The organism is Pseudomonas sp. 14P_8.1_Bac3 (assembly GCF_025466085.1).
Classification (GTDB): Bacteria; Pseudomonadota; Gammaproteobacteria; order Pseudomonadales; family Pseudomonadaceae; genus Aquipseudomonas.
In genome coordinates this window covers 100,910-122,983 of the sequence record NZ_JANLOD010000078.1, presented here as the reverse complement: position 1 = coordinate 122,983, position 22,074 = coordinate 100,910, and the positions used below count along the sequence as shown (strand labels likewise).

18 protein-coding genes are annotated in these 22,074 nt (G+C 60.8%); 6 read left to right on the top strand and 12 right to left on the bottom strand.

Going from position 1 to position 22,074, the window contains the following annotated elements; all coding sequences use genetic code 11:
* The first annotated feature begins 6 nt into the window (after window positions 1-6).
* From NTD84_RS29140 to nadE, 3 genes are all read left to right on the top strand, one after another.
* Window positions 7-918, top strand: coding sequence for a LysR family transcriptional regulator (locus NTD84_RS29140; RefSeq protein WP_262172508.1), 912 nt, complete (start codon window positions 7-9; stop codon window positions 916-918).
* A 91-nt stretch (window positions 919-1,009) separates the two neighbouring features.
* The gene (pncB, locus tag NTD84_RS29135) at window positions 1,010-2,236 is read left to right on the top strand and encodes a nicotinate phosphoribosyltransferase (RefSeq protein ID WP_262172507.1); all 1,227 of its coding nucleotides are present in this window, start codon (window positions 1,010-1,012) and stop codon (window positions 2,234-2,236) included.
* Window positions 2,237-2,240: 4 nt separating this feature from the next.
* Complete coding sequence (gene nadE, locus NTD84_RS29130) at window positions 2,241-3,068, top strand: ammonia-dependent NAD(+) synthetase (RefSeq protein ID WP_262172506.1); 828 nt, start codon at window positions 2,241-2,243, stop codon at window positions 3,066-3,068.
* A gap of 162 nt (window positions 3,069-3,230) precedes the next feature.
* Here nadE and azu read toward each other — a convergent pair whose 3' ends face one another.
* On the bottom strand, window positions 3,231-3,677 hold the full coding sequence (azu, locus tag NTD84_RS29125; protein WP_262172505.1) for an azurin: 447 nt from the start codon (window positions 3,675-3,677) through the stop codon (window positions 3,231-3,233).
* Window positions 3,678-4,019: 342 nt separating this feature from the next.
* Between azu and NTD84_RS29120 the strand changes: the two genes are divergently transcribed.
* Both NTD84_RS29120 and NTD84_RS29115 read left to right on the top strand, forming a co-directional pair.
* Window positions 4,020-4,607 carry a TIGR00730 family Rossman fold protein gene (locus tag NTD84_RS29120; RefSeq protein ID WP_262172504.1) on the top strand — a complete coding sequence of 196 codons (588 nt, stop codon included), beginning with the start codon at window positions 4,020-4,022 and terminating at the stop codon, window positions 4,605-4,607.
* Window positions 4,608-4,675: 68 nt separating this feature from the next.
* On the top strand, window positions 4,676-4,867 hold the full coding sequence (locus NTD84_RS29115; RefSeq protein ID WP_017336270.1) for a hypothetical protein: 192 nt from the start codon (window positions 4,676-4,678) through the stop codon (window positions 4,865-4,867).
* Window positions 4,868-5,083: 216 nt separating this feature from the next.
* Here NTD84_RS29115 and NTD84_RS29110 read toward each other — a convergent pair whose 3' ends face one another.
* The 9 genes from NTD84_RS29110 to rpsF form a co-directional block, all read right to left on the bottom strand.
* On the bottom strand, window positions 5,084-5,974 hold the full coding sequence (locus NTD84_RS29110; RefSeq protein WP_262172503.1) for a transglutaminase family protein: 891 nt from the start codon (window positions 5,972-5,974) through the stop codon (window positions 5,084-5,086).
* The gene (locus tag NTD84_RS29105; RefSeq protein WP_262172502.1) at window positions 5,974-8,460 is read right to left on the bottom strand and encodes a circularly permuted type 2 ATP-grasp protein; all 2,487 of its coding nucleotides are present in this window, start codon (window positions 8,458-8,460) and stop codon (window positions 5,974-5,976) included. Before NTD84_RS29105 ends, NTD84_RS29110 begins: the two co-directional genes overlap by 1 nt.
* Window positions 8,461-8,548: 88 nt before the next feature.
* Window positions 8,549-11,824 (bottom strand): DUF2126 domain-containing protein, encoded by a 3,276-nt coding sequence (locus NTD84_RS29100; protein WP_262172501.1) that lies wholly within the window; start codon window positions 11,822-11,824, stop codon window positions 8,549-8,551.
* A 389-nt stretch (window positions 11,825-12,213) separates the two neighbouring features.
* Window positions 12,214-14,517: a YgiQ family radical SAM protein gene (locus tag NTD84_RS29095; RefSeq protein WP_262172500.1), complete on the bottom strand. Its 2,304-nt coding sequence runs from the start codon at window positions 14,515-14,517 to the stop codon at window positions 12,214-12,216.
* A gap of 193 nt (window positions 14,518-14,710) precedes the next feature.
* Window positions 14,711-16,105: a replicative DNA helicase gene (gene dnaB / locus NTD84_RS29090; RefSeq protein WP_017336265.1), complete on the bottom strand. Its 1,395-nt coding sequence runs from the start codon at window positions 16,103-16,105 to the stop codon at window positions 14,711-14,713.
* A 121-nt stretch (window positions 16,106-16,226) separates the two neighbouring features.
* The gene (gene rplI, locus NTD84_RS29085) at window positions 16,227-16,673 is read right to left on the bottom strand and encodes a 50S ribosomal protein L9 (protein WP_262172498.1); all 447 of its coding nucleotides are present in this window, start codon (window positions 16,671-16,673) and stop codon (window positions 16,227-16,229) included.
* A 19-nt stretch (window positions 16,674-16,692) separates the two neighbouring features.
* Window positions 16,693-17,586, bottom strand: a complete 894-nt coding sequence (locus tag NTD84_RS29080) for a hypothetical protein (protein ID WP_262172497.1) — start codon at window positions 17,584-17,586, stop codon at window positions 16,693-16,695.
* A gap of 36 nt (window positions 17,587-17,622) precedes the next feature.
* On the bottom strand, window positions 17,623-17,853 hold the full coding sequence (rpsR, locus tag NTD84_RS29075; RefSeq protein ID WP_002551829.1) for a 30S ribosomal protein S18: 231 nt from the start codon (window positions 17,851-17,853) through the stop codon (window positions 17,623-17,625).
* A gap of 28 nt (window positions 17,854-17,881) precedes the next feature.
* Window positions 17,882-18,304, bottom strand: a complete 423-nt coding sequence (gene rpsF, locus NTD84_RS29070; protein ID WP_007939579.1) for a 30S ribosomal protein S6 — start codon at window positions 18,302-18,304, stop codon at window positions 17,882-17,884.
* A gap of 64 nt (window positions 18,305-18,368) precedes the next feature.
* Between rpsF and NTD84_RS29065 the strand changes: the two genes are divergently transcribed.
* The gene (locus NTD84_RS29065) at window positions 18,369-18,563 is read left to right on the top strand and encodes a hypothetical protein (RefSeq protein WP_262172495.1); all 195 of its coding nucleotides are present in this window, start codon (window positions 18,369-18,371) and stop codon (window positions 18,561-18,563) included.
* A 45-nt stretch (window positions 18,564-18,608) separates the two neighbouring features.
* Here the strand turns inward: NTD84_RS29065 and rlmB are convergent, their stop codons facing one another.
* Both rlmB and rnr read right to left on the bottom strand, forming a co-directional pair.
* Complete coding sequence (gene rlmB / locus NTD84_RS29060; RefSeq protein ID WP_262172494.1) at window positions 18,609-19,376, bottom strand: 23S rRNA (guanosine(2251)-2'-O)-methyltransferase RlmB; 768 nt, start codon at window positions 19,374-19,376, stop codon at window positions 18,609-18,611.
* Window positions 19,373-22,003: a ribonuclease R gene (rnr, locus tag NTD84_RS29055; RefSeq protein WP_262172493.1), complete on the bottom strand. Its 2,631-nt coding sequence runs from the start codon at window positions 22,001-22,003 to the stop codon at window positions 19,373-19,375. Before rnr ends, rlmB begins: the two co-directional genes overlap by 4 nt.
* Window positions 22,004-22,074 lie beyond the last annotated feature (71 nt).

Sequence of the window (22,074 nt, the reverse complement as noted above, 5' to 3'; positions counted from 1 at the left end):
CAACCCATGCTGAATAAACGCTACCTGCCGTCGATCACCGCCCTGCAGTGTTTCGAGGCCGTGACCCGGCATTTGAGCTTCACACGGGCCGCCGAAGAGCTGAACCTGACCCAGAGCGCGGTCAGCAAACAGGTCGCGCAACTGGAAGAATTGCTGCAGCACCTGTTGTTTCGCCGGGTGCGGCGACGCCTGCAAATGACCCCGGCCGGTGATCTGTACCTGGTTGAAGTACGAAAAATCCTCACCCAAGTGGAAATGTCGACCCATTACCTGCGTTCCTACGGCGGCGAAACCGAAGTCCTGCGTGTCTCGACCCCTCCGACCTTCGGCGCCCGCTGGCTGGTGCCGCGCTTGAAAGGCTGGCGCTTGCGCCATCCGTCGATCCACCTGGACCTGTGCAGCGAGCAGGAAGCCGACGACTTGCTGCAAGGTCGCAGCGACCTGGCGTTCTACTTCGGCCAGGGCTCGCGGCCACGTACCGAATGCCTGAAGCTGTTCGGCGAAGAACTGGTCCCCGTGTGCTCACCCGGCAGCCTGCCGGCCACGCCGTTGACCGATCCGACGCAACTCGCCGATCTGGTCCTGCTGCAGAACGCCTCGCGGCCCCAGGCCTGGCACGACTGGTTCGACAGCCAGGGTTACCACACCGAGCACAGCTACCACGGCCCGCGTTTCGAAACCTTTTACATGTGCATCCGTGCCGCCCAGGTCGGCTGCGGTGTGGCGCTGTTGCCGCGGTTCCTGGTGGAAGAGGAATTGGCCGACGGCAAACTGGTCATTCCCTGGCAGCACGCGATGCCCAGTTCCGACGCCTATTACCTGGCCTACCCTGAACACTCGGCGGAAGTGCCCAAGGTACGGGATTTCGTGAAGTGGATGCTGGAGCAGATTGATAACCCGGATACCCCGTCGAGTTAAGGGTGCGCTCGGAACCTGTGGTCGAAAAATCGCTGGCAATTACCACCACCGATATGCGCCACTACCGGTATTCAAAGTGGAGAACCCCGTTATGAGCGAGAGCGTATTCGGCGATCGCATCGTGCAGAACCTGCTCGACACCGACTTCTACAAACTGACGATGATGCAGGCAGTGCTGCACAACTACCCGAACGTGGAAGTCGAATGGGAGTTTCGTTGCCGTAACAGCGAAGACTTGCGCCCTTATCTGGCGGAGATTCGCTTCCAGATCGAGCGCCTGGCCGAGTTGAGCCTGAGCGCCGACCAGTTGAGTTTCATGGAGCGCATCAGCTTCATGAAGCCGGACTTCCTGCGATTTCTCGGGCTGTTTCGCTTCAACCTGCGCTACGTCCACACCGGTATCGAAAACGGCGAGCTGTTCATCCGCCTGCGCGGGCCATGGTTGCACGTGATTCTGTTCGAAGTGCCGCTGCTGTCGATCGTCAGCGAAGTGCGCAACCGCTATCGCTACCGGGAAATCGTGCTGGAACAGGCGCGCGAGCAGCTTTATCGCAAGTTCGACTGGTTGACCGCCAACGCCAGCAGCGACGAATTGTCCGAATTGCAGGTCGCCGATTTCGGCACCCGCCGTCGCTTTTCGTACCGCGTGCAGGAGGAAGTGGTGAACGTGCTCAAGCACGACTTCCCCGGACGTTTCGTCGGCACCAGCAACGTGCATTTGTCCCGGGAACTGGACATGAAGCCGCTGGGCACCATGGCCCACGAATGGATCATGGCCCACCAGCAACTCGGCCCGCGGCTGATCGACAGCCAGATTGCCGCCCTTGATTGCTGGGTTCGCGAGTACCGCGGGCTGCTGGGGATCGCCCTGACCGACTGCATCACCACCGATGCCTTCCTGAACGACTTCGACCTGTATTTCGCCAAGCTCTTCGACGGCCTGCGTCATGACTCCGGGGACCCGGTGATCTGGGCGGAAAAAGCCATCGCCCATTACTACAAGCTTGGCATCGACCCGATGAGCAAGACGCTGGTGTTCTCCGACAGCCTGACGCTGCCCAAGTCGCTGGAAATATTTCGTGCGTTGCGCGGTCGGATCAATGTCAGCTTCGGCATTGGCACCAACCTGACCTGCGATATTCCGGGTGTCGAACCGATGAGCATCGTGCTTAAAATGGCGGCCTGCAACGGCCAACCGGTGGCGAAGATCTCCGACGAGCCTGGCAAGACTCACTGCAAAGACCCGAATTTCGTCGCTTACTTGCGACACGTTTTCAAAGTACCTGCCGCCCCTTCCAGTTCACCAAGCAAGGAGTGAATTCATGCAAGCCGTACAGCGTGAGATTGCTGAGCAGCTCAAGGTTCAACCGCCATTCGCCAACAAGGCCGCCCTCGAGGCGGAAGTCGCCCGGCGTATCACCTTCATTCAGGATTGCCTGGTCAATTCCGGCCTCAAGACCCTGGTGCTGGGCATCAGTGGCGGCGTCGATTCTCTGACCGCCGGCCTGCTGGCCCAGCGCGCCATGCGCGAATTGCGCACCCGCAGCGGGGATGACAACTACAAGTTCATCGCCGTGCGCCTGCCGTACGAAACCCAGTTCGATGAGCACGACGCCCAGGCGTCGGTGGACTTTATCAAGCCAGACGAGCGTCACACCGTGAACATCGGCCCGGCGGTGAAATCCCTGGCCAACGAAGTGGCCGCGTTCGAAGGCAAGCACGCGGTTTCAGTGGATTTCGTCCTCGGCAATACCAAGGCGCGGATGCGCATGGTCGCCCAGTACACCATTGCCGGCGCGGCCCAAGGCCTGGTGATCGGCACCGACCACGCGGCAGAGGCGGTAATGGGGTTCTTCACCAAGTTCGGTGACGGTGCGTGCGACCTGGCGCCATTGAGCGGCCTGGTGAAAAACCAGGTCCGGGCCATCGCCCGCAGTTTTGGCGCGCCGGAATCGCTGGTGGAAAAAGTGCCGACGGCGGACCTTGAAGACCTGTCGCCAGGCAAACCGGACGAGGCGTCCCACGGTGTGACCTATGCGGAGATCGATGCGTTTTTGCACGGCGAGCCGGTGCGTGAGGAAGCATTCAAGATCATCTGCGATACCTACAGGAAGACCCATCACAAGCGCGTGATGCCGTTTGCGCCGTGAGTGAGGCAGCGTCTGGACCGACGTCATCGCTAGCAGGCTAGCTCCCACAAGGGCAGCGCAACACCTGTGGGAGCTAGCCTGCTAGCGATGAACGATGATGTGGTCAAACGCCAGGCACAAAAAAAGCGTCCCAAGTGGACGCTTTTTTTACGCGCGAGTGGCTTACTTCAGGGTCACCGTGCCTTTCATCATCGATATGTGGCCCGGGAACGAGCAGAAGAAGCCGTATTTCTCGGCAGCATCCAGTTTCGACACGTCGAAGGTAACCGAATCGGTTTCCTTGGCGCCGATGATCTTGGTGTGCGCGATGATGCGGGTATCACCGTCCTTCAGGTAGTTCTTTTCAATACCGGCGGCCAGGCCATCGGTGGCGATCGGCTGCATGTCAGCCTCTTTGCTCAGCACCCAGTTATGGCCCATGACGTTTTTCGGCAGGCTGCCGGAGTGGGTCAATTCAACGGTGAACGTCTTGCAGCTTTTGTCGATTTCAATGGCCTTGGTGTTGAAGGACATTTGGTCTGTGGAGTCGATGGTCGTCTTGCACTCGGCAGCCATCAATTGGCTGCTGGCCAGCGTCAGCAGGGATACCGCAACAAGTTTGGCAAACATGGTGAATCTCCAAGGCAGGGTTAACAAAGTGCGAATGGACAGAAGACTGCCTGAAAACTTCGCAAGTTCCTATGACCTGAATCAAAAATTGTATACAACTTTAGAGCTATGACACCTATCGAAACAATCTACCAGCCAGACGTCTAGGGCGGACCTATCATGCGATCGTCATCCTTTATCCGGAGCGTCTGTCATGTTCATCAACAGCTTTTTGTGCAGTTTGCTTGCCGCTTACGCGTGCGGCGCCAGTGGTACCGGTGAAACGTCCCGAGGCGAAGTCTAGACCTTGGAGCGCCGCCTCACTGCCTTTACTCTGTAGCCATCCTGACCCTGGAGTAAGGCATGTCTTTAGCATCCGTTTGTGTATTTTGCGGCGCCAGCACCGGCACCCACCCGGCTTATCGTGAAGCAGCCGTTGCCCTCGGGCGAGCGCTGGCCGAGCGCAACTTGACCCTGGTCTACGGCGGCGGCGCCGTGGGTTTGATGGGGATCGTTGCCGATGCCGCGCTGGCGGCAGGCGGTGAAGTCATCGGCATCATTCCGCAAAGTCTCAAGGACAAGGAAATCGGCCACAGCGGCCTGACTCGTCTGGAAGTGGTCGACGGCATGCATGCGCGCAAAGCGCGAATGGCCGAGCTCAGCGACGCCTTTATCGCGCTGCCCGGCGGCCTGGGCACGCTGGAAGAACTGTTCGAAGTGTGGACCTGGGGCCAGCTTGGCTACCACGGCAAACCACTGGGGTTGCTCGAAGTGAACGGTTTCTACAGCAAATTGACCGGTTTTCTGGATCATATCGTCGGTGAAGGCTTCGTTCGCGAAGCACACCGTGACATGCTGCAAGTGAGCGAATCGCCGCAAACCCTGCTCGATGCCCTGGACGCCTGGCAGCCAACCGTCGTGCCAAAGTGGAACGAGCAAAAACCCAGCTAACGGCTCGGCACCGATACAGGGCAGAATATGCGCCGCTCAACCTCACCTTCGACCCAAGAGGATCGCCCATGGCTAAACCTAATTATTCCTTCGCCAAACGTCAGAGAGACTTGGCCAAGGAGCAGAAGAAAGAGGAAAAGCTTCAGCGCAAGAAAGCTACAGCTGAAGAAGAAGCCGCCGCACTGAACCCGGAAACAGACGGTGAAGTGGCCGCAGAAAGTGATGTTGAAGCACCGAAAGATCAGGCGCCTGACGCCTGAGACCCTCAGGGCCCGATGATCTGATCAGGCCCACCGGATCTGTGTCCAGGGTCAGCAGCTCCGCTGCTGACCCTCACAGGCCAATCGGAAAGACCGCTGTCCGGAAATCCCCGCGCGCCCCCTGTGGGAGCGGGCTTGTTCGCGAAGGCGGTGTGTCAGTCACCCTCAACGTTGAATGTTTACCCGCCTTCGCGAGCGAGCCCGCTTGGGTCTACGTCAATCCAGTGGCATAACAGTGACCTGGACTTCGGGGTCGTGATTTCCCCCTCCCAGAATCACCCCTCGCAACGGTGACACATCGGAAAAATCCCGGCCCCAGGCCAGGGTGATGTGTTCAAGTGCCGGTTGCACGTTATTGGTCGGATCGAAATCCACCCAGCCCAGCACCGGGCAAAATACCGAAACCCAGGCATGAGAAGCGTCGGCACCGATCAGTCGCGGCTGGCCAGGGGGCGGTTGTGTCAGCAGGTAACCGCTGATGTAGCGCGCCGCCAGTCCTCGGGAACGCACACAAGCCAGCATCAGGTGGGCGAAGTCTTGGCACACGCCGCGGCGGCGCTCCAGCACTTCTACCAGCGGCGTCGCCACCTGTGTGGCTTCGGCATCGAAGGTGAACTCGCTGAAAATTTTCTCCATCAGTGCCTGAACGCCGAGCATCAGCGGCCGACCTGGGGGGAAACAGCTTTCCGAAAATTCGACGAAGTTGCGTTTCAAATGCACGTACGGCGATTCAAAACGGTAACGGCAAGCCTCAAGTCGCTCGAGTGACAGCGGCTGACCGCTGTAGGTCAGCGCATCGCGAGTATCTTCCCAGGCGGGGGACTGACTGAAATCCAGTGTGGGGCGGGCGAACACTTCAACGCTGAGCCGGGCATTGACCAGCAATTCATCGTGGGGTCGCTCGAAGGCCAGGCGCGTGAGGGGATTGCCGAACACATCCAGCTCGTCGCGGCGCGAAGTCGGATCGGGACTGATCTGCAAGTGCTGCTCGGTGCAGCGCTGCCACGCACACGCGCGCGGCCACAGATGCGCCAATTGCTGGGCGAGGGACACCGGGCTGTCGTAGTGATAATGGGTGTCGTGAAAAATCTGATAACGGGCGCTCATCAGACGGACACCGTGCGCTGGCTGACATCGTCGACGTGAGCGAAATGGCGCAATGCCAGGCGATCCGACACCTGCCCGCTAGCCTCGGCGATTTCTTGCAGCAGATCGGCCAGCCCCTCGATGGCTGCACGCACGCTGGCCACGCCGAACAACGAATTCTCCAGGCAGCCCAGATCGAACCGCGCCAGACGCTCCACCAACCGCGGCAGACCGGCTTCGCGGGGGACGCCAAAATCATCGTTCAACCGTTTGAGCGTGCGGGTCACCAGTTTCAGCTGGAACAACACCGCGTGCGGGTTCTGCTCGTCGAGCAGCAACAGGTCGAGCACTGGAATCAACTGCGCCACCGCCAGGTACCTCGAGCGGTAGGTGATGCTGCTGTTACCGAGTTCCAGCAGCCATTCCAGCCCGGCCTGATCGAACACGCCGCTGCCGCGCAGGAACGCCGCGAGGCTGCCGCTGAGAAATTGCAGGCGTTCGATGCGCCGGCCGATCATCAGGAAGCGCCAGCCTTCGTCGCGAGTCATGTCGTCGAGGGCGAAACCGGACAGCGCCGCCAGCGACATCACCAGACGGTTGAGAAAATCCAACAACTCGCCGAAATCGGGCTCCTCGGTTTCCAGCTCGATCGCCTCACGCTGCAACTCCACCAGCGCCTGCCAGTTTTCCCGCGAGAGCTTGCCGCGCACTTGCGACGCCGCCCACTGCAAGCGCTGCAGGTTGGAGCGCAGGCTGAACGGCCAGTCGTCGCCGAGCAACGCCGCGAGCAACCGCTCTGGCAGTTTCCCTTCATCGGGCAACAGCATCAGCCGCTCACCCAGGTCGACCGCCGCGGACAGAGCCTGCGGGTCGTCGCCATCGACGTAGCGCGCGAGCATGATCCGCAGCAGACGCGCACTGTCATCGCAGCGCTCGCAGTAACGACCGAACCAGAACAGGTTTTCCACCACCCGCGATGGCAGGTACGGATCGCGTCGCACCAGGTCGTGTACGCCGATGTTGCGCTGGGCCTTCCATTGTTCGCCGCTCGGCGGCCGATCACCGAGCACCCAGGTGTCCTTGCTCGCGCCGCCACGCTGCATCGACACCACTTCGGCATCCGCCTCCGCCGCCACCCGGGTCAACCCACCGGGCAACACGCGATAGCCGTCACGACTGGCCACCGCATACATTCGCATGCCAATGGCCCGGGGCTGCAACTGACCGTCCTCGGCCTGCCAGATCGGCGCCTGGGACAATTGCGCCAGTTCTTGCGCGACGTAGGCATAAGGACGCGCCTGCATGCGCTCGGCGAGATTCTGGCGCTGTTTTTCACTCAAATCCCGGCCAAATACCGGTGCGAAGCTCTGCGACGGAAACGCCGGTTTGATCAGCAGTTCCGGCAGTTTTTCCAGCGCTTGGGCCAGCACCGGTGCTTCACCGCACCACCATGTCGCGATGGACGGCAAGAGCAGCTCTTCGCCAAACAGGAATTGGTTGATCCTCGGTAGAAAGCCCAGCAGCCCCGGCGATTCCAGCACACCGCTGCCTAACGCATTGGCTACCAGCACCCGCCCCTGCCGCACGGCTTCAAGCAGGCCTGGCACGCCAAGGGCTGAATCGGTGCGCAATTCCAGCGGGTCGCAGAAGTCATCGTCGAGCCGGCGCATGATCGCGTGAACCCGACGCAGGCCGCTCAAGGTTTTCAGGTAGACCGTGGCATCGCGCACCGTGAGGTCGCCGCCCTCCACCAGCGGATAACCGAGTTGCCGCGCGAGGTATAAATGCTCGAAATAGCTTTCGTTGAAGCGCCCCGGCGTCAGCAGCACCACCAACGGCGCTTGATCGTCACTCGGCGCCTGACGGGCCAGGGTTTCCTGCAGCGTGCGGAAAAATCCGGCCAGGTGCTGCACCTTCAAATCGCGGTACAACTCGGGAAAGGCCCGGGACACGATGGTGCGGTTTTCCAACGCGTAACCGGCGCCGGACGGTGCTTGCGTGCGATCCGCTGTCACCCACCAGCGACCATCGGGCGTGCGCGCCAGGTCCACGGCATACAGATGCAAAAAAGCCCCGTCGGGGGGCGTGATGCCCTGACAGGGCCAGAGAAAATTGTTGTGGCCGAACACCAGCTCTGCCGGCAGCAAACCTTCCGCGATCAAGCGTTGCGGCCCGTACAGGTCGGCCAGTACCGCATTCAACAGGCGAGCCCGCTGGGCGATGCCGGCTGACAATTGCGCCCATTCCTGCGCAGCGATCACGTGCGGCAACAGGTCCAGCTCCCACGGGCGATCGGCCCCCTTGGGGTCGGCGTAGACGTTGTAGGTCACGCCGTTTTCCTGGATCTGCCGGGTCAGCAGCGCCTGACGCTGCACCAACTGCATTGGCGTACTGCGCTGCAACTGGTCGAACAGCCGGCGCCAGTGAGGGCGCACGGTGCCGTCAGCGTCGAGCAGTTCGTGATAAGTGCCCGCCGTCAGCGGGTAGCGGTCTAGCAGGTCAGGCATGGAAAGCTCGGCAGACAGCAAAGAACGGTCAGACTAACGCAGGCGTGTGACGCCCGGATAGACGAAAAATCCGAGCGTCGCGTACGGTTTAGAAACGTCGTAAATCGAGAGTCAGCGGCAGCTCGTCGTTAATTTCCAGGATCGGTATAGGAAGTTTCCCAGGGCTGTGTCCGATGCGGAAGAAACGCGCCATCCTCCTACTCTCGGCTTCATTGGCGTTGACCGGCAGGCTGTCGTAATTGCGCCCGCCCGGATGAGCGACGTGGTACTGACAGCCACCCAGCGAACGCTGCATCCAGGTGTCGAGCAGATCGAACACCAGCGGCGCATGCACCGGAATAGTCGGTTGCAGGCAGTTGGCCGGTTGCCAGGCGCGGAACCGCACGCCAGCGACGAACTCACCCACTCGTCCGGTGGGCTGCAACGGCACGGGTACGCCGTTGCAGGTCAGCAGATAGCGTTGCGGCGGCAGCCCCGTGACTTTGACCTGCAAACGCTCCAGGGACGAATCCACATAACGCACCGTGCCGCCGACAGCGCCCTCCTCGCCCAGTACATGCCACGGCTCCAGTGCCTGACGCACTTCCAGCTCGATGCCGCTGACCGCGTAATCGCCAACCTTGGGAAAGCGGAACTCCAGATGCGCCGCGAACCATTCCGCGCGCACCGGGTAACCCGCGGCATTGAGATCAACGATGACGTCAGCGAAATCCTGCTCGATGAAATGCGGCAGCAGGAAACGGTCGTGCAATTCCGTGCCCCAGCGCGCCAGTTTCGGCGGTGCGTAAGGCTCGCGCCAGAACCGCGCGACCAACGCTCGCAACAGCAACTGCTGGGCCAGGCTCATGCGCGCATGGGGCGGCATTTCAAAGGCGCGCAATTCCAGCAGACCGAGACGCCCGGTCGCACCGTCCGGCGAATAGAGCTTGTCGATGCAAAATTCGGCGCGGTGGGTGTTGCCGGTCACGTCGATCAGCAGGTTGCGCAACAGCCGATCCACCAGCCACGGCGCGCATTCCTCGCCGGGCGAGGGCATTTGCGCGAAAGCGATTTCCAGCTCATACAACGCATCGTTACGGGCCTCATCGACCCGTGGCGCTTGGGACGTCGGGCCGATGAACAATCCGGAAAACAGGTAGGACAGTGACGGGTGGTTGTGCCAGTAACTGATCAGGCTGCGCAGCAAATCCGGGCGACGCAGAAACGGAGAGTCGGCCGGTGTCGCGCCCCCCAGTACGAAATGGTTGCCGCCGCCGGTGCCGGTGTGCCGACCATCAATCATGAATTTCTCGGTGGTCAGGCGTGTCTGGCGCGCTTCTTCGTACAAGAACTCGGTGCGCTCGACCAGCTCATCCCACGTGGCGGACGGCTGCACGTTGACCTCGATCACGCCCGGATCCGGGGTGATGCGAAAGTTGCTCAGGCGCGGATCGCCTGGCGGTTCATAACCTTCCAGCAACACCGGGCAATGCAGTTCCTGCGCCGTGGCTTCGATCGCAGTGACCAGCTCCAGATAATCCTCGACCCGCTCCAGCGGCGGCATGAACAGGTACAGCCGCCCTTCCCGGGCCTCGGCACAAAACGCGGTGCGAGTCAGCCAGTCGGCGGATTCGTCGATCTCCAGGTCCCGCTCGATCGCTTCGGCCGCTGCGCCGGGGGCGTTCAATTGCTGCGTGTCCGGCAGCGCTGGAAACGCCTGATTCGGGTCGTTGGGATGAATGAACGGATATTCGGCGGCCTTCACCCAGGGCTGTGAACCCAGCGGCAAGCGATACCCCAGCGGCGAATCCCCCGGCACCAGCCGGCAGTGCTCGTCGCGCAAGTACCAGCGGCCGCTTTGCCACTGATCGCCCTTGGCGGTGCGCGCCAGCGGCAGCACCTGGCCGATGACCTTATCCAGGCCCTGACTGAAGACTTTACGCAGGCGCGCACGCTCCAGCGGTTCTTCCAGACGTGAATCTTCGGCGCTGACGTTCTGCGGCAACGTGCCTTCGCGCCAGAGGTAATAGAAATTGTCTTCGTAGGCCGGAAACACAAAACGTGTCGGAATTTTCAGGCGCTCGGCGACACTCGCCAGAAAACGCCCGGCCAACTCGCCATCGGCGCCATAGTCTTCCTGCTCATCGGCGATCAGCGCACTGTTGTGCCAGATCGGCACGCCGTCACGCCGCCAATAGCAATTCAACGACCAGCGCGGCAGCTGTTCGCCCGGATACCACTTGCCCTGACCGAAATGCATTAGGCCCTTCGGCGCGTACCGCTTGCGCATGCGCTGGAACAGCTCGGCGGACAGCCTGCGTTTGTCCGGCCCGAGCGCGGCGGTGTTCCATTCGGCGCCGTCCGGATCGTCGATAGAGACAAACGTCGGCTCGCCGCCCATGGTCAGGCGTACATCGCCCTCCAGCAGGTCGGCATCGATCTTTCGGCCCAGCGCCTGGATCGCCAGCCATTGGTCTTCGGTGTAGGGCTTGGTGACGCGAGGTGCCTCCCAAATCCGCTCCACGGACATTTCGTGGGTGAATTCGCACTCGCACGGTTCCACCAGGCCACTGATCGGCGCCGCGGAGCCTGGATCGGGACTACAGGCCAACGGAATGTGTCCTTCACCGGCGAACAGCCCTGAGGTCGCGTCCAGGCCGATCCAGCCGGCGCCGGGCAGGTAGACCTCACACCAGGCGTGCAGATCGGTGAAGTCCACGTCAGTGCCCGACGGGCCGTCGAGGCTTTTGACATCGGCGGTGAGTTGGATCAGGTAGCCGGAGACGAATCGCGCCGCCAGCCCGAGGTTGCGCAGCAGCTGCACCAGCAACCAGGCCGAGTCGCGGCAGGAACCGGAGGCGTGTTCAAGGGTGTGCTCCGGTGTTTGCACGCCGGGTTCCATGCGGATCAGGTAACCGATGTCTTCGCTCAGGCGCTGATTGAGCGCGACGAGAAAATCCACGCTCGGCAACGGCGTGCGGTCGATGCCGTCCAGGTAGGCCTTGAACCTCGGCGTCAGGGGCAAGGTTTCCAGATACGGCGCCAGCTCCTTGCGCTCGTCCGCGGCGTAGCTGAACGGGATCTGTTCGGCGTACGGCTCGAGGAAAAAGTCGAACGGATTGAAAACCGCCATCTCGGCCAGGAGGTCGACTTCGATTCGCAGCTCATCGGTTTTCTCCGGGAACACTAACCGCGCCAGGTAGTTGCCCTGCGGGTCTTGTTGCCAGTTGATGAAGTGCTGCTCAGGGGAGACTTTCAGCGCATAGGACAGTATCCGCGTGCGACTGTGGGCGGCCGGGCGCAGGCGTACGATTTGCGGACCGAGCTCGACAGTGCGGTCGTAGCGGTAATGCGTGACGTGGTGCAATGCGACATGAATCGACACGGCGTGCCTCCTGCGAGCCTTAAGCGTATTCGAAAGCGCGCAAGACTTATGCCATCCAGTGGCGTCGGCGCTTTCATGATTTGCTTAGGGCAGTACAGCACCAAAATCGGGCGATGCGGGAAAATGCTTTGGATCGATTGCACGGATTTGTGGCGTTCAGGGGCATCGTCGTCGCCAACGCTGGCCCCTTCGCGGGCAAGCCCGCTCCCACAGGGACTTCTGTCGCTCAGGAAATCTGGCATCCACTGATAAGCTGTGGGAGCGGCGGGGCGACGGTTCGACTTGCCCGCGAAGAGACCAGTTGCCGCGACACAACGTCCCGATCTTGCATTCACTCAGACACGAAAACGCCAACCCGAAGGTTGGCGTTTTGTTCAGACCAGTGAGGCTTAACGCGGCACAACCGGCTTGCGCGCCGGCTTCGGCCCCTTGCCTTTGGCCGCATCCTTGCGTTCCTTGGCGGCCTGCTGATTGCGGGCGAATGCCGCGGCCTTGGCCTGTTCACGCTTGTCCCACGGGTTACCGCCATCGCTGGCGCGGGGCGGCAGGCCGGTGTGCTGAGTGAGGATCTTGGTGGTCTTCTCACCGGCGACTTTGTGGCTGCCAGCGGGCGTCGAGTTCTTGCGACGAGCACTCTGGTAGCTGTCGGTCGCCGGTTGATGCAGCGGGATCAACTGGTTCTTGCCTGGCCCGATCAGATCAGCGCGGCCCATGCGGGTCAGCGCCTCACGCAGCATCGGCCAGCCTTTCGGGTCGTGATAGCGCAAGAAGGCCTTGTGCAGGCGACGCTGCTCTTCGCTCTTGACGATGGTCACGGCGTCGCTCTTGTAAGTGACCTTGCGCAGCGGGTTCTTGCCCGAGTGATACATCGCGGTGGCGGTGGCCATCGGCGACGGGTAGAACGCCTGCACCTGATCGGCGCGGAAGCCGTTGCCCTTGAGCCACAGCGCCAGGTTCATCATGTCTTCGTCGGTGGTGCCTGGGTGGGCGGCGATGAAGTAGGGAATCAGGTACTGCTCTTTCCCCGCTTCCTTGGAGTACTTCTCGAACATGCGCTTGAACTTGTCATAGCTGCCGATGCCCGGTTTCATCATCTGGTTGAGCGGACCTTCCTCGGTGTGCTCCGGGGCGATCTTCAGGTAACCGCCGACGTGGTGGGTCACCAGTTCCTTGACGTATTCCGGCGACTCGACCGCGAGGTCGTACCGCAGGCCGGACGCGATCAGAATTTTCTTCACACCGGGCAACGCACGGGCGCTGCGATAGAGCTGGATCAGCGACGAGTGGTCAGTGTTCAGGTTCGGACAAATGCCCGGGAACACGCAGGAAGGCTTGCGGCACGCGGATTCGATTTCCGGGCTCTTGCAGGCAATGCGGTACATGTTTGCGGTCGGGCCGCCGAGGTCGGAAATGACGCCAGTGAAGCCCGGCACCTTGTCGCGGATCTCTTCGATTTCGCGAATGATCGACTCTTCGGAACGGTTCTGAATGATCCGGCCCTCGTGCTCGGTGATCGAGCAGAAGGTGCAGCCGCCGAAGCAGCCACGCATGATGTTCACCGAGAAACGGATCATGTCGTAGGCCGGGATTTTTTCCTTGCCGTATGCCGGGTGTGGAATGCGCGCATAGGGCATGCCGAACACGTAGTCCATTTCCTCGGTGGTCATCGGAATCGGCGGCGGGTTGAACCAGACATCGACTTCGCCATGCTTCTGCACCAGCGCACGGGCGTTACCCGGGTTGGTTTCGAGGTGAAGCACGCGGTTGGCGTGGGCGTACAGCACCGCATCGCCACGGACTTTCTCGACCGAGGGCAGACGAATCACGGTTTTGTCGCGGGTCATTTTCGGGCTGGCGAGGATCTGCACGACCTTGGCTTCGCTCGGGTCCTCGACCGGTCCTTTTTCCTGCTCGATGGCGCAAGCCTGGGTGTCCTGGGTGTTCACGTACGGGTTGATGATCTTGTCGATCTTGCCCGGACGGTCGATACGTGTGGAATCGACTTCATACCAGTCTTTCGGCGTATCGCGACGGATGAACGCGGTGCCGCGCACGTCGGTGATGTCTTCGATCTTGTGACCGTAGGACAGACGCTGGGCGACTTCAACGATCGCCCGCTCGGCGTTGCCGTAAAGCAGGATGTCGGCGCTGGCGTCGATCAGGATCGAGTTGCGTACCCGGTCCTGCCAGTAGTCGTAGTGGGCGATGCGGCGCAGGGAGGCTTCGATGCCACCGAGCACGATCGGCACGTGTTTGTAGGCTTCCTTGCAACGCTGGCTATAGACCAGGCTCGCGCGGTCCGGACGTTTGCCCGCCAGGCCACCCGGGGTGTAGGCGTCGTCAGAGCGAATTTTCTTGTCGGCGGTGTAGCGGTTGATCATCGAATCCATGTTGCCGGCCGCGACGCCGAAAAACAGGTTCGGCTCGCCGAGCTTCATGAAGTCGTCTTTGGACTGCCAGTTCGGCTGGGCAATGATCCCGACGCGGAAGCCCTGGGACTCCAGCAGCCGGCCGATGATCGCCATGCCGAACGACGGATGGTCAACGTAGGCATCACCGGTGACGATGATGATGTCGCAGGAATCCCAGCCAAGCTGATCCATCTCCTCCCTGCTCATTGGCAGGAACGGTGCTGGACCGAAACATTCGGCCCAGTACTTGGGATAGTCAAATAACGGCTTGGCTGTTTGCATGACGATGACCGGTGTTGAGATGAAAAATCGCGGGCGCGGAATATAGCACAAAAAATAACCAATTCCGACGGCTATGGTCGGAAATTACGGACGACCCATGTGGGAGCGAGCCTGCTCGCGATAGCGGTGTGTCAGTCGACATTGATGTTGTCTGGCACACCGCTATCGCGAGCAGGCTCGCTCCCACAGGTTTTTATTCGTCGTCGAAGTTGTAACTGCCTGGCGCCAGGTTTTCGAAGCGCGTGTACTTGCCGATGAACGCCAGCCTGGACGTACCGATCGGCCCGTTCCGCTGCTTGCCGATGATGATCTCGGCGATGCCCTTGTGTTCGGTTTCCGGGTGATAAACCTCATCCCGGTACACGAACATGATGACGTCGGCATCCTGCTCGATCGCTCCGGATTCCCGAAGGTCGGAGTTGATCGGCCGTTTGTTCGGCCGTTGCTCCAGGGAGCGGTTGAGCTGGGACAACGCTACCACCGGGCAGTTGAATTCCTTGGCCAGGGCTTTCAAGGAACGGGAGATCTCGGAAATCTCGTTGGTCCGGTTGTCGCCACCGGAACCCGGAATCTGCATCAATTGCAGGTAGTCGATCATGATCAGGGCCACGTCGCCGTGCTCACGCACCAGGCGTCGCGTCCGCGCGCGCATCTCCGAGGGACTGATGCCCGCCGTATCGTCGATGAACAGCTTGCGATCGTTCAGCAGGTTGACCGCCGACGTCAGGCGCGGCCAATCGTCGTCATCGAGACGACCGGCACGGACCTTGGTCTGGTCGATGCGGCCGAGGGACGACAGCATACGCATGATCAGCGATTCGCCTGGCATCTCGAGCGAGTAGACCAGAACACACTTGTCGCTGCGTAACACCGCGTTTTCCACCAGGTTCATCGCAAAGGTGGTTTTACCCATCGACGGACGACCGGCGACGATGATCAAGTCAGCCGGCTGCAAGCCACTGGTTTTCTCGTCGAGGTCGGTGTAACCCGTCGACAGCCCGGTGATGGCATTGTCGGTGTTGAACAGGGTGTCGATGCGGTCGATGGCCTTGGTCAACAGGTCATTCACGCTCACCGGGCCGCCGGTTTTGGGCCGGGCCTCGGCAATCTGGAAGATCTGCCGCTCGGCTTCGTCGAGAATTTCTTCCGCGGTGCGGCCTTCCGGGTTGAAGGCGCTGTCGGCGATTTCGGTGGCGATGCCGATCAGCTGGCGCAAGGTTGCCCGTGCACGAACGATCTGCGCGTAGGCCTTGATGTTGGCGACGGACGGGGTGTTTTTCGCCAGCTCACCGAGGTAGCCGAGGCCCCCGACCTGCGAGGTCTGACCTTCCTTGTCCAATTGCTCGGCCAGGGTCACGACGTCGATCGGTGAGTTCTGGTCGGCGAGCTTGGCGATCGCACGGAAGATCAGGCGGTGGTCATGCCGATAGAAATCGCCGTCGGAGACTTGATCGAGCACGCGTTCCCAGGCGTTGTTGTCCAGCATCAGACCACCGAGCACAGCCTGTTCGGCCTCGATGGAGTGCGGCGGCACCTTCAGGGCAGCGGTTTGCAGATCGTATTGCTCGGGAGCGGAGATATCGTTCATGGCCACTTGAATGATTAGTGTGAATTCAGGAACTGCAGAAAGACAAAGGGCACGACCTGTAAACAGGATCGTGCCCGATGTTACCGGCAAGCACCCGAGGGTGCCAGCCGACAAGTGCTGCTTAAGCTGCTACCACGACAACGCGTACGGTGGCTTCAACTTCGGCGTGCAGGTGCACGGCTACGTCGAATTCGCCTACGTTGCGGATGGTGCCGTTCGGCAGACGAACTTCGCTCTTCTGCACTTCAACGCCGGAGGCGGTCAGTGCGTCAGCGATGTCGTGAGTACCGATCGAACCGAACAGCTTGCCTTCGTCGCCAGCGGTGGCAGTGATAGTCACTTCCAGCTCGGCCAGTTGGGCAGCGCGGCTTTCAGCCGACGATTTACGGTCTGCTGCGGCTTTTTCCAGCTCAGCGCGACGCTCTTCGAACGCAGCCAGGTTGGCAGCGGTCGCAGCGGTAGCTTTGCCGTAAGGCAGCAGGTAGTTACGACCGTAACCAGCCTTAACGTTCACTTTGTCACCCAGGTTGCCCAGGTTGGTGACTTTTTCCAGAAGGATCAATTGCATGTGAAAATCCTCTTAACTTTTAACCTTCACCGTTCGCGTTATCGGCGTCTTTCGGCGCCAGACGACCGCGAAAATCAATCAGGCTGTCGACGATGGCCAAGACCACCAGCAACGGATAGATCAGCTGCATGAACAGCAACAGCGTGACGTACAACCCCACCAGCCAGAACCTGGCCAGTCGCTTTTGCGCCACCAGCCCGTGAATCAGGGCCAGCCCGGCGAACACCAGCGGTACACTGCACAACGGCGTCAACATGGCCATCTGCGGACCGATATTCGGTCCCAGAAGCATGAACGCCAGCAGTAACATCGCCAGCCACAGCGGGAAGCGGATGGCGCGAAACTCGCGACCAAAACCGCCCGGGTTGTACAACAACGCCTGCCAGTAGCGCCCGACAATCAGGCTCAGCACACTGACGATTTGCAACAAGGCCGCAATCAGGCCGGTCAGGACCGGTGCAATCAGGGACGCAAAATGCGCTTGCTCGTCTACCGACAACTTCTGGTAGACATCACCGAGTAGCGACGGCATGACCTTTATCAAGGCCTGCGCCAGCATCTCGATTTGGGGAGCAAAAGCTGTCCCCAGCACCACTGCAAACACCACTCCCATCGCTATGCTGACCAGCAGCACGCGGTTCCAGGACTCGCTTGCGCGCAAAACCAACGCAAGGCTCCAAGCCCCCAGCAACACCAGAAGTGAGCGTGGGTCATTGGCGTAAAGCCACCAGATCAATGCCGGCAGCAGTCCCAGAGCAAGAACGCTCGAGGCGTCCTTCAATCCGCGCCGCAGGAGCACGAAGCATCCCGCGGCAGCACCCAACCAATACAACAACGGCAATGCCGCGCATCCAGCCACTACGAGGGTGGCCTGCATACGGCCGCGCATGATGAACTCAGCTATGGCACGCATGCATTCAATCCTTTGCTACGAGTCGACTGCCCGGTCTCAGCGGCCGTGGCTGTCGGTGTAGGCCAGCAGGGCCAGGAAGCGGGCGCGCTTGATAGCGGTGGCCAGCTGACGCTGATAACGTGCTTTGGTACCGGTGATGCGGCTTGGAACGATTTTGCCGGTCTCGGATACGTAAGCTTTCAGAGTGTTGAGATCTTTGTAATCGATCTCTTTCACGTCTTCAGCGGTGAAGCGGCAGAATTTACGACGACGGAAGAAACGTGCCATGTAATAGGCTCCTCAAAAGGTCCGTGGATTACTCGTCAGCGTTATCGCTGTTGTCGCTGTCATCACTGTCAACGCCTTCGGCGTCGGAGTGCTCAGGACGGTCGCGACGCTCACGGCGCTCACTGCGGTTTTCTTCAGCCTTGAGCATCTCGGATTGGCCGGTAACGGCTTCTTCGCGACGGATGACCAGGTTACGGATCACTGCATCGTTGTAGCGGAAGTTGTCTTCCAGCTCGGCCAGGGCCTTGCCAGTGCACTCAACGTTCAGCATCACGTAGTGAGCCTTGTGAACATTGTTGATTGCGTAGGCCAGTTGACGACGGCCCCAATCTTCCAGACGGTGGATTTTGCCGCCGTCTTCTTCGATCAGCTTGGTGTAACGCTCAACCATGCCGCCGACTTGCTCGCTTTGATCCGGGTGGACCAAAAAGATGATTTCGTAATGACGCATGAATGCTCCTTACGGGTTGTAGCCTGCCGCTCAAAAGCGGTCAGACAAGGAGTGAATGACACTTATGGACTTGCTGGCGATGGACACATGCGTGCCTGCCGTCACAGCAAGGGGCGCAATTGTAGAGAAGGGACCGGGGAGGCGCAAGGCAATTGGTGATTATTTGAACAGCCACCAATCTTTTCATTTGGCACAAAACACTGTGGGAGCGAGCCTGCTCGCGATGACGAAAGATCACTCAACATTGATGCTGATGTAACTCCGCCATCGCGAGCAGGCTCGCTCCCACAGGATTGCAGGTCGATCAGACCTTCTTGCCAACCCCCGCCGCCTTCACGCTGCGCTGGCGCTGCGCCTCGAACAGGCAGACGCCGGTCGCCACCGACACGTTGAGACTGCTGACGCTGCCGCTCATCGGCAGGTGCACCAGGTAGTCGCACAGATCACGCGTCAGGCGCCGCATGCCGCTGCCTTCCGCGCCCATGATCAGGATGGTCGGGCCAGTCATGTCTTGCTGATACAGACTCTGCTCCGCCTCGCCCGCCGTACCGACGACCCACAAGCCGCGCTGCTTGAGTTTCTCAAGGGTGCGCGCCAGGTTGGTCACGGCGACCAGCGGAATCACTTCCGCGGCGCCACAGGCGACTTTTCGTACCGTCGGGGTCAGCGTGGCTGACTTGTCTTTCGGCACGATCACCGCCAGCGCACCGGCCGCATCGGCCGAACGCAGGCAAGCGCCGAGGTTGTGCGGATCGGTCACGCCGTCGAGCACCAGCAGCAACGGCGCGCCTTCGGTGCGATCGAGCAGCTCGTCAAGCATCGCCTCACCCCAGACCTGGCTCGGACTCACGTCCGCCACCACGCCTTGGTGCACGCCTTCAACCCAGGCATCCAGTTCACGACGCTCGGCATTGCCGACGGCCACACGATTTTCCGCAGCGAGTTCGATCAGCGTTTGAACACGCGGATCACTACGCCCTTCCGCCAGCCAGATCTGCTTGACGCGCTTCGGGTGGTGACGCAGCAATGCTTCTACCGCATGTACGCCGTAGATTTTTTCCAGCTGACTCATGACTTGGCCTTAGGTTTACGCACTCCACCGCTTTTGGCGGCAGGAGCGGAGCCCGCTTTTGGCGGACCTTTACGGTGTTTGCTCGGTTTCGCTGGCTTGCCGCCGGAGGCCTTGTCAGGCGCCGACCGTCCGGTCTTTCCCCCAGACGCCGCTTTACCACCGCTTTTCGCTTCAGACAGCAACGCCTGTTTCAGTTCACGGCTTTTGCGCAGCTCAGCGTTTTTCGCCGCAGCATCGCTCGGGCGATAGGCTTCGACAGCCTTTTCCTTGGCAGGGCGACGGCCGGTTTTCGCCGGAGCCGGCTCTGCAGCGGTCTTGGTGGCAGGCGCAGCGGTTTCGGTCCCGCGTTTCTTGCGACCGATAGGCGCGCTGATGGTTTTTTCCGCCATCTCGAAGTCGATCTTGCGCTCGTCGAGGTCAACGCGCATCACGCGCACTTCAACGGTGTCGCCGAGGCGGAAGCTGCGACCGGTACGTTCGCCGGCGAGGCGATGGTGCACAGGGTCGAAGTGGTAGTAATCGCCCGGCAGCGCGGTGACGTGCACCAGGCCTTCGACGTAGATATCGGTCAGTTCGACGAACAGGCCAAAACCGGTCACAGCGGTGATCACACCCGGGAACGATTCGCCCACGCGGTCTTTCATGAACTCGCACTTGAGCCAGTTCACTACGTCGCGGGTCGCTTCGTCAGCGCGGCGCTCGCTCATCGAGCACTGCTCGCCGAGTTGCTCCAGGGCCGCTTCGTCGTACGGATAGATACGCGCTTTCGGAATGGTCATCGCACCGGCACGACGAACATGCGGGGTGTTCTGCTTCGAATGGATGACGCTGCGGATCGCCCGGTGCGTGAGCAAGTCCGGGTAGCGGCGGATCGGCGAAGTGAAGTGGGTATAGGCTTCGTAATTCAGGCCGAAGTGGCCCTGGTTATCGGCGCTGTACACCGCCTGACTCAACGAACGCAGCATGACGGTCTGGATCAGGTGGAAATCCGGACGGTCCTTGATGCTTGCCAGCAAGGCCTGGTAATCCTTCGGCGACGGGCCGTCCTTGCCTTTGTGCAGGGACAGGCCGAGCTCGCCGAGGAAAGCGCGCAGTTTTTCCAGTCGCTCCGGCGGCGGACCATCGTGGACGCGATACAACGCAGGGATTTCGTGCTTTTTCAGGAATTCGGCGGTGGCCACGTTAGCCGCCAGCATGCATTCCTCGATCAATTTGTGCGCGTCGTTGCGTACAGTCGGGCGGATTTCGGCGATCTTGCGCTCGGAACCGAAGATGATCCGGGTTTCCTGGGTTTCAAAATCGATCGCGCCACGGACATGACGGGCCGCCAGCAACACCTTGTACAGCGAGTACAGCTGCTTGAGGTGCGGCACGACGTCGGTGTATTCGCCACGCAGCTGGCGCGCCTCGGAGACCTTCGGCGTCTCCAGCATGGTGCTGACCTTGTTGTAGGTCAGGCGGGCATGGGAGTGGATCACTGCTTCGTAGAAGCAGTAGTCGGTCATCTCGCCGGATTTGGAGATGGTCATCTCACACACCATGGCCAGGCGATCGACGTGCGGATTCAGCGAGCAAAGGCCGTTGGACAGCTGCTCCGGCAGCATCGGCACCACGCGCTCCGGGAAGTACACGGAGTTGCCGCGAACCTGGGATTCGTTATCCAGCGCCGAGCCGATCTTCACATAACTGGAAACGTCGGCAATCGCCACGTACAACTTCCAGCCGCCGGAGAACAGGCGCAGCTTGCCCGGACGGGCTTCGCAGTAGACCGCGTCATCGAAGTCGCGCGCGTCTTCACCGTCGATGGTCACGAATGGCAGATGGCGCAGGTCGATGCGCTTCTCTTTGTCTTTCTCTTCGACTTCAGGCTTGAGCTTGGCGGCTTCTTTCAAGACCGCTTCAGGCCAGACGTGCGGGATATCGTAAGTGCGCAGGGCGACGTCGATTTCCATCCCCGGCGCCATGTAGTTGCCCACGACCTCGACCACGTCGCCTTGCGGCTGGAAGCGTGGCGTCGGCCAGTGAGTGATCTTCACTTCGACGAACTGCCCGACCTTGGCGTTGGCATTGCGGCCCGGCGTGACCAGCACTTCCTGCTGGATCTTCGGGTTGTCCGCCACCACGAAGCCGATACCGCCCTCTTCGAAGTAACGGCCGACGATGGTTTCGTGAGCGCGGGACACCACTTCGACAATCATGCCTTCGCGGCGACCGCGACGGTCCAGGCCGGAAACACGGGCCAGCGCACGGTCGCCATCGAACACCAGGCGCATTTGCGCCGGGCTCATGAACAGATCGTCACTGCCGTCGTCCGGGACTAGGAAGCCGAAGCCGTCACGGTGACCGCTGATGCGGCCGAGGATCAGGTCGAGCTTGTCCACCGGCGCATACGTGCCGCGGCGGGTATAGATCAGTTGAGCGTCGCGCTCCATGGCGCGCAGGCGGCGGCGCAGGGCTTCGATCTGGTCTTCTGTGGTCAGACCAAACTCTTCGACCAATTGCTCGCGGTTAGCAGGCGAACCCCGATCAGCAAGGTGCTGAAGGATCAGTTCGCGGCTAGGAATAGGGTTTTCATATTTTTCCGCTTCACGAGCGGCCTCGGGATCGAGGGACTGCCAATCGGCCATTAGAGAGTTTTCACCTTGTCTATATGCGGGTTAGTTTGGCATAGGCGTAATGAAACGGGAAATTTCAGGCT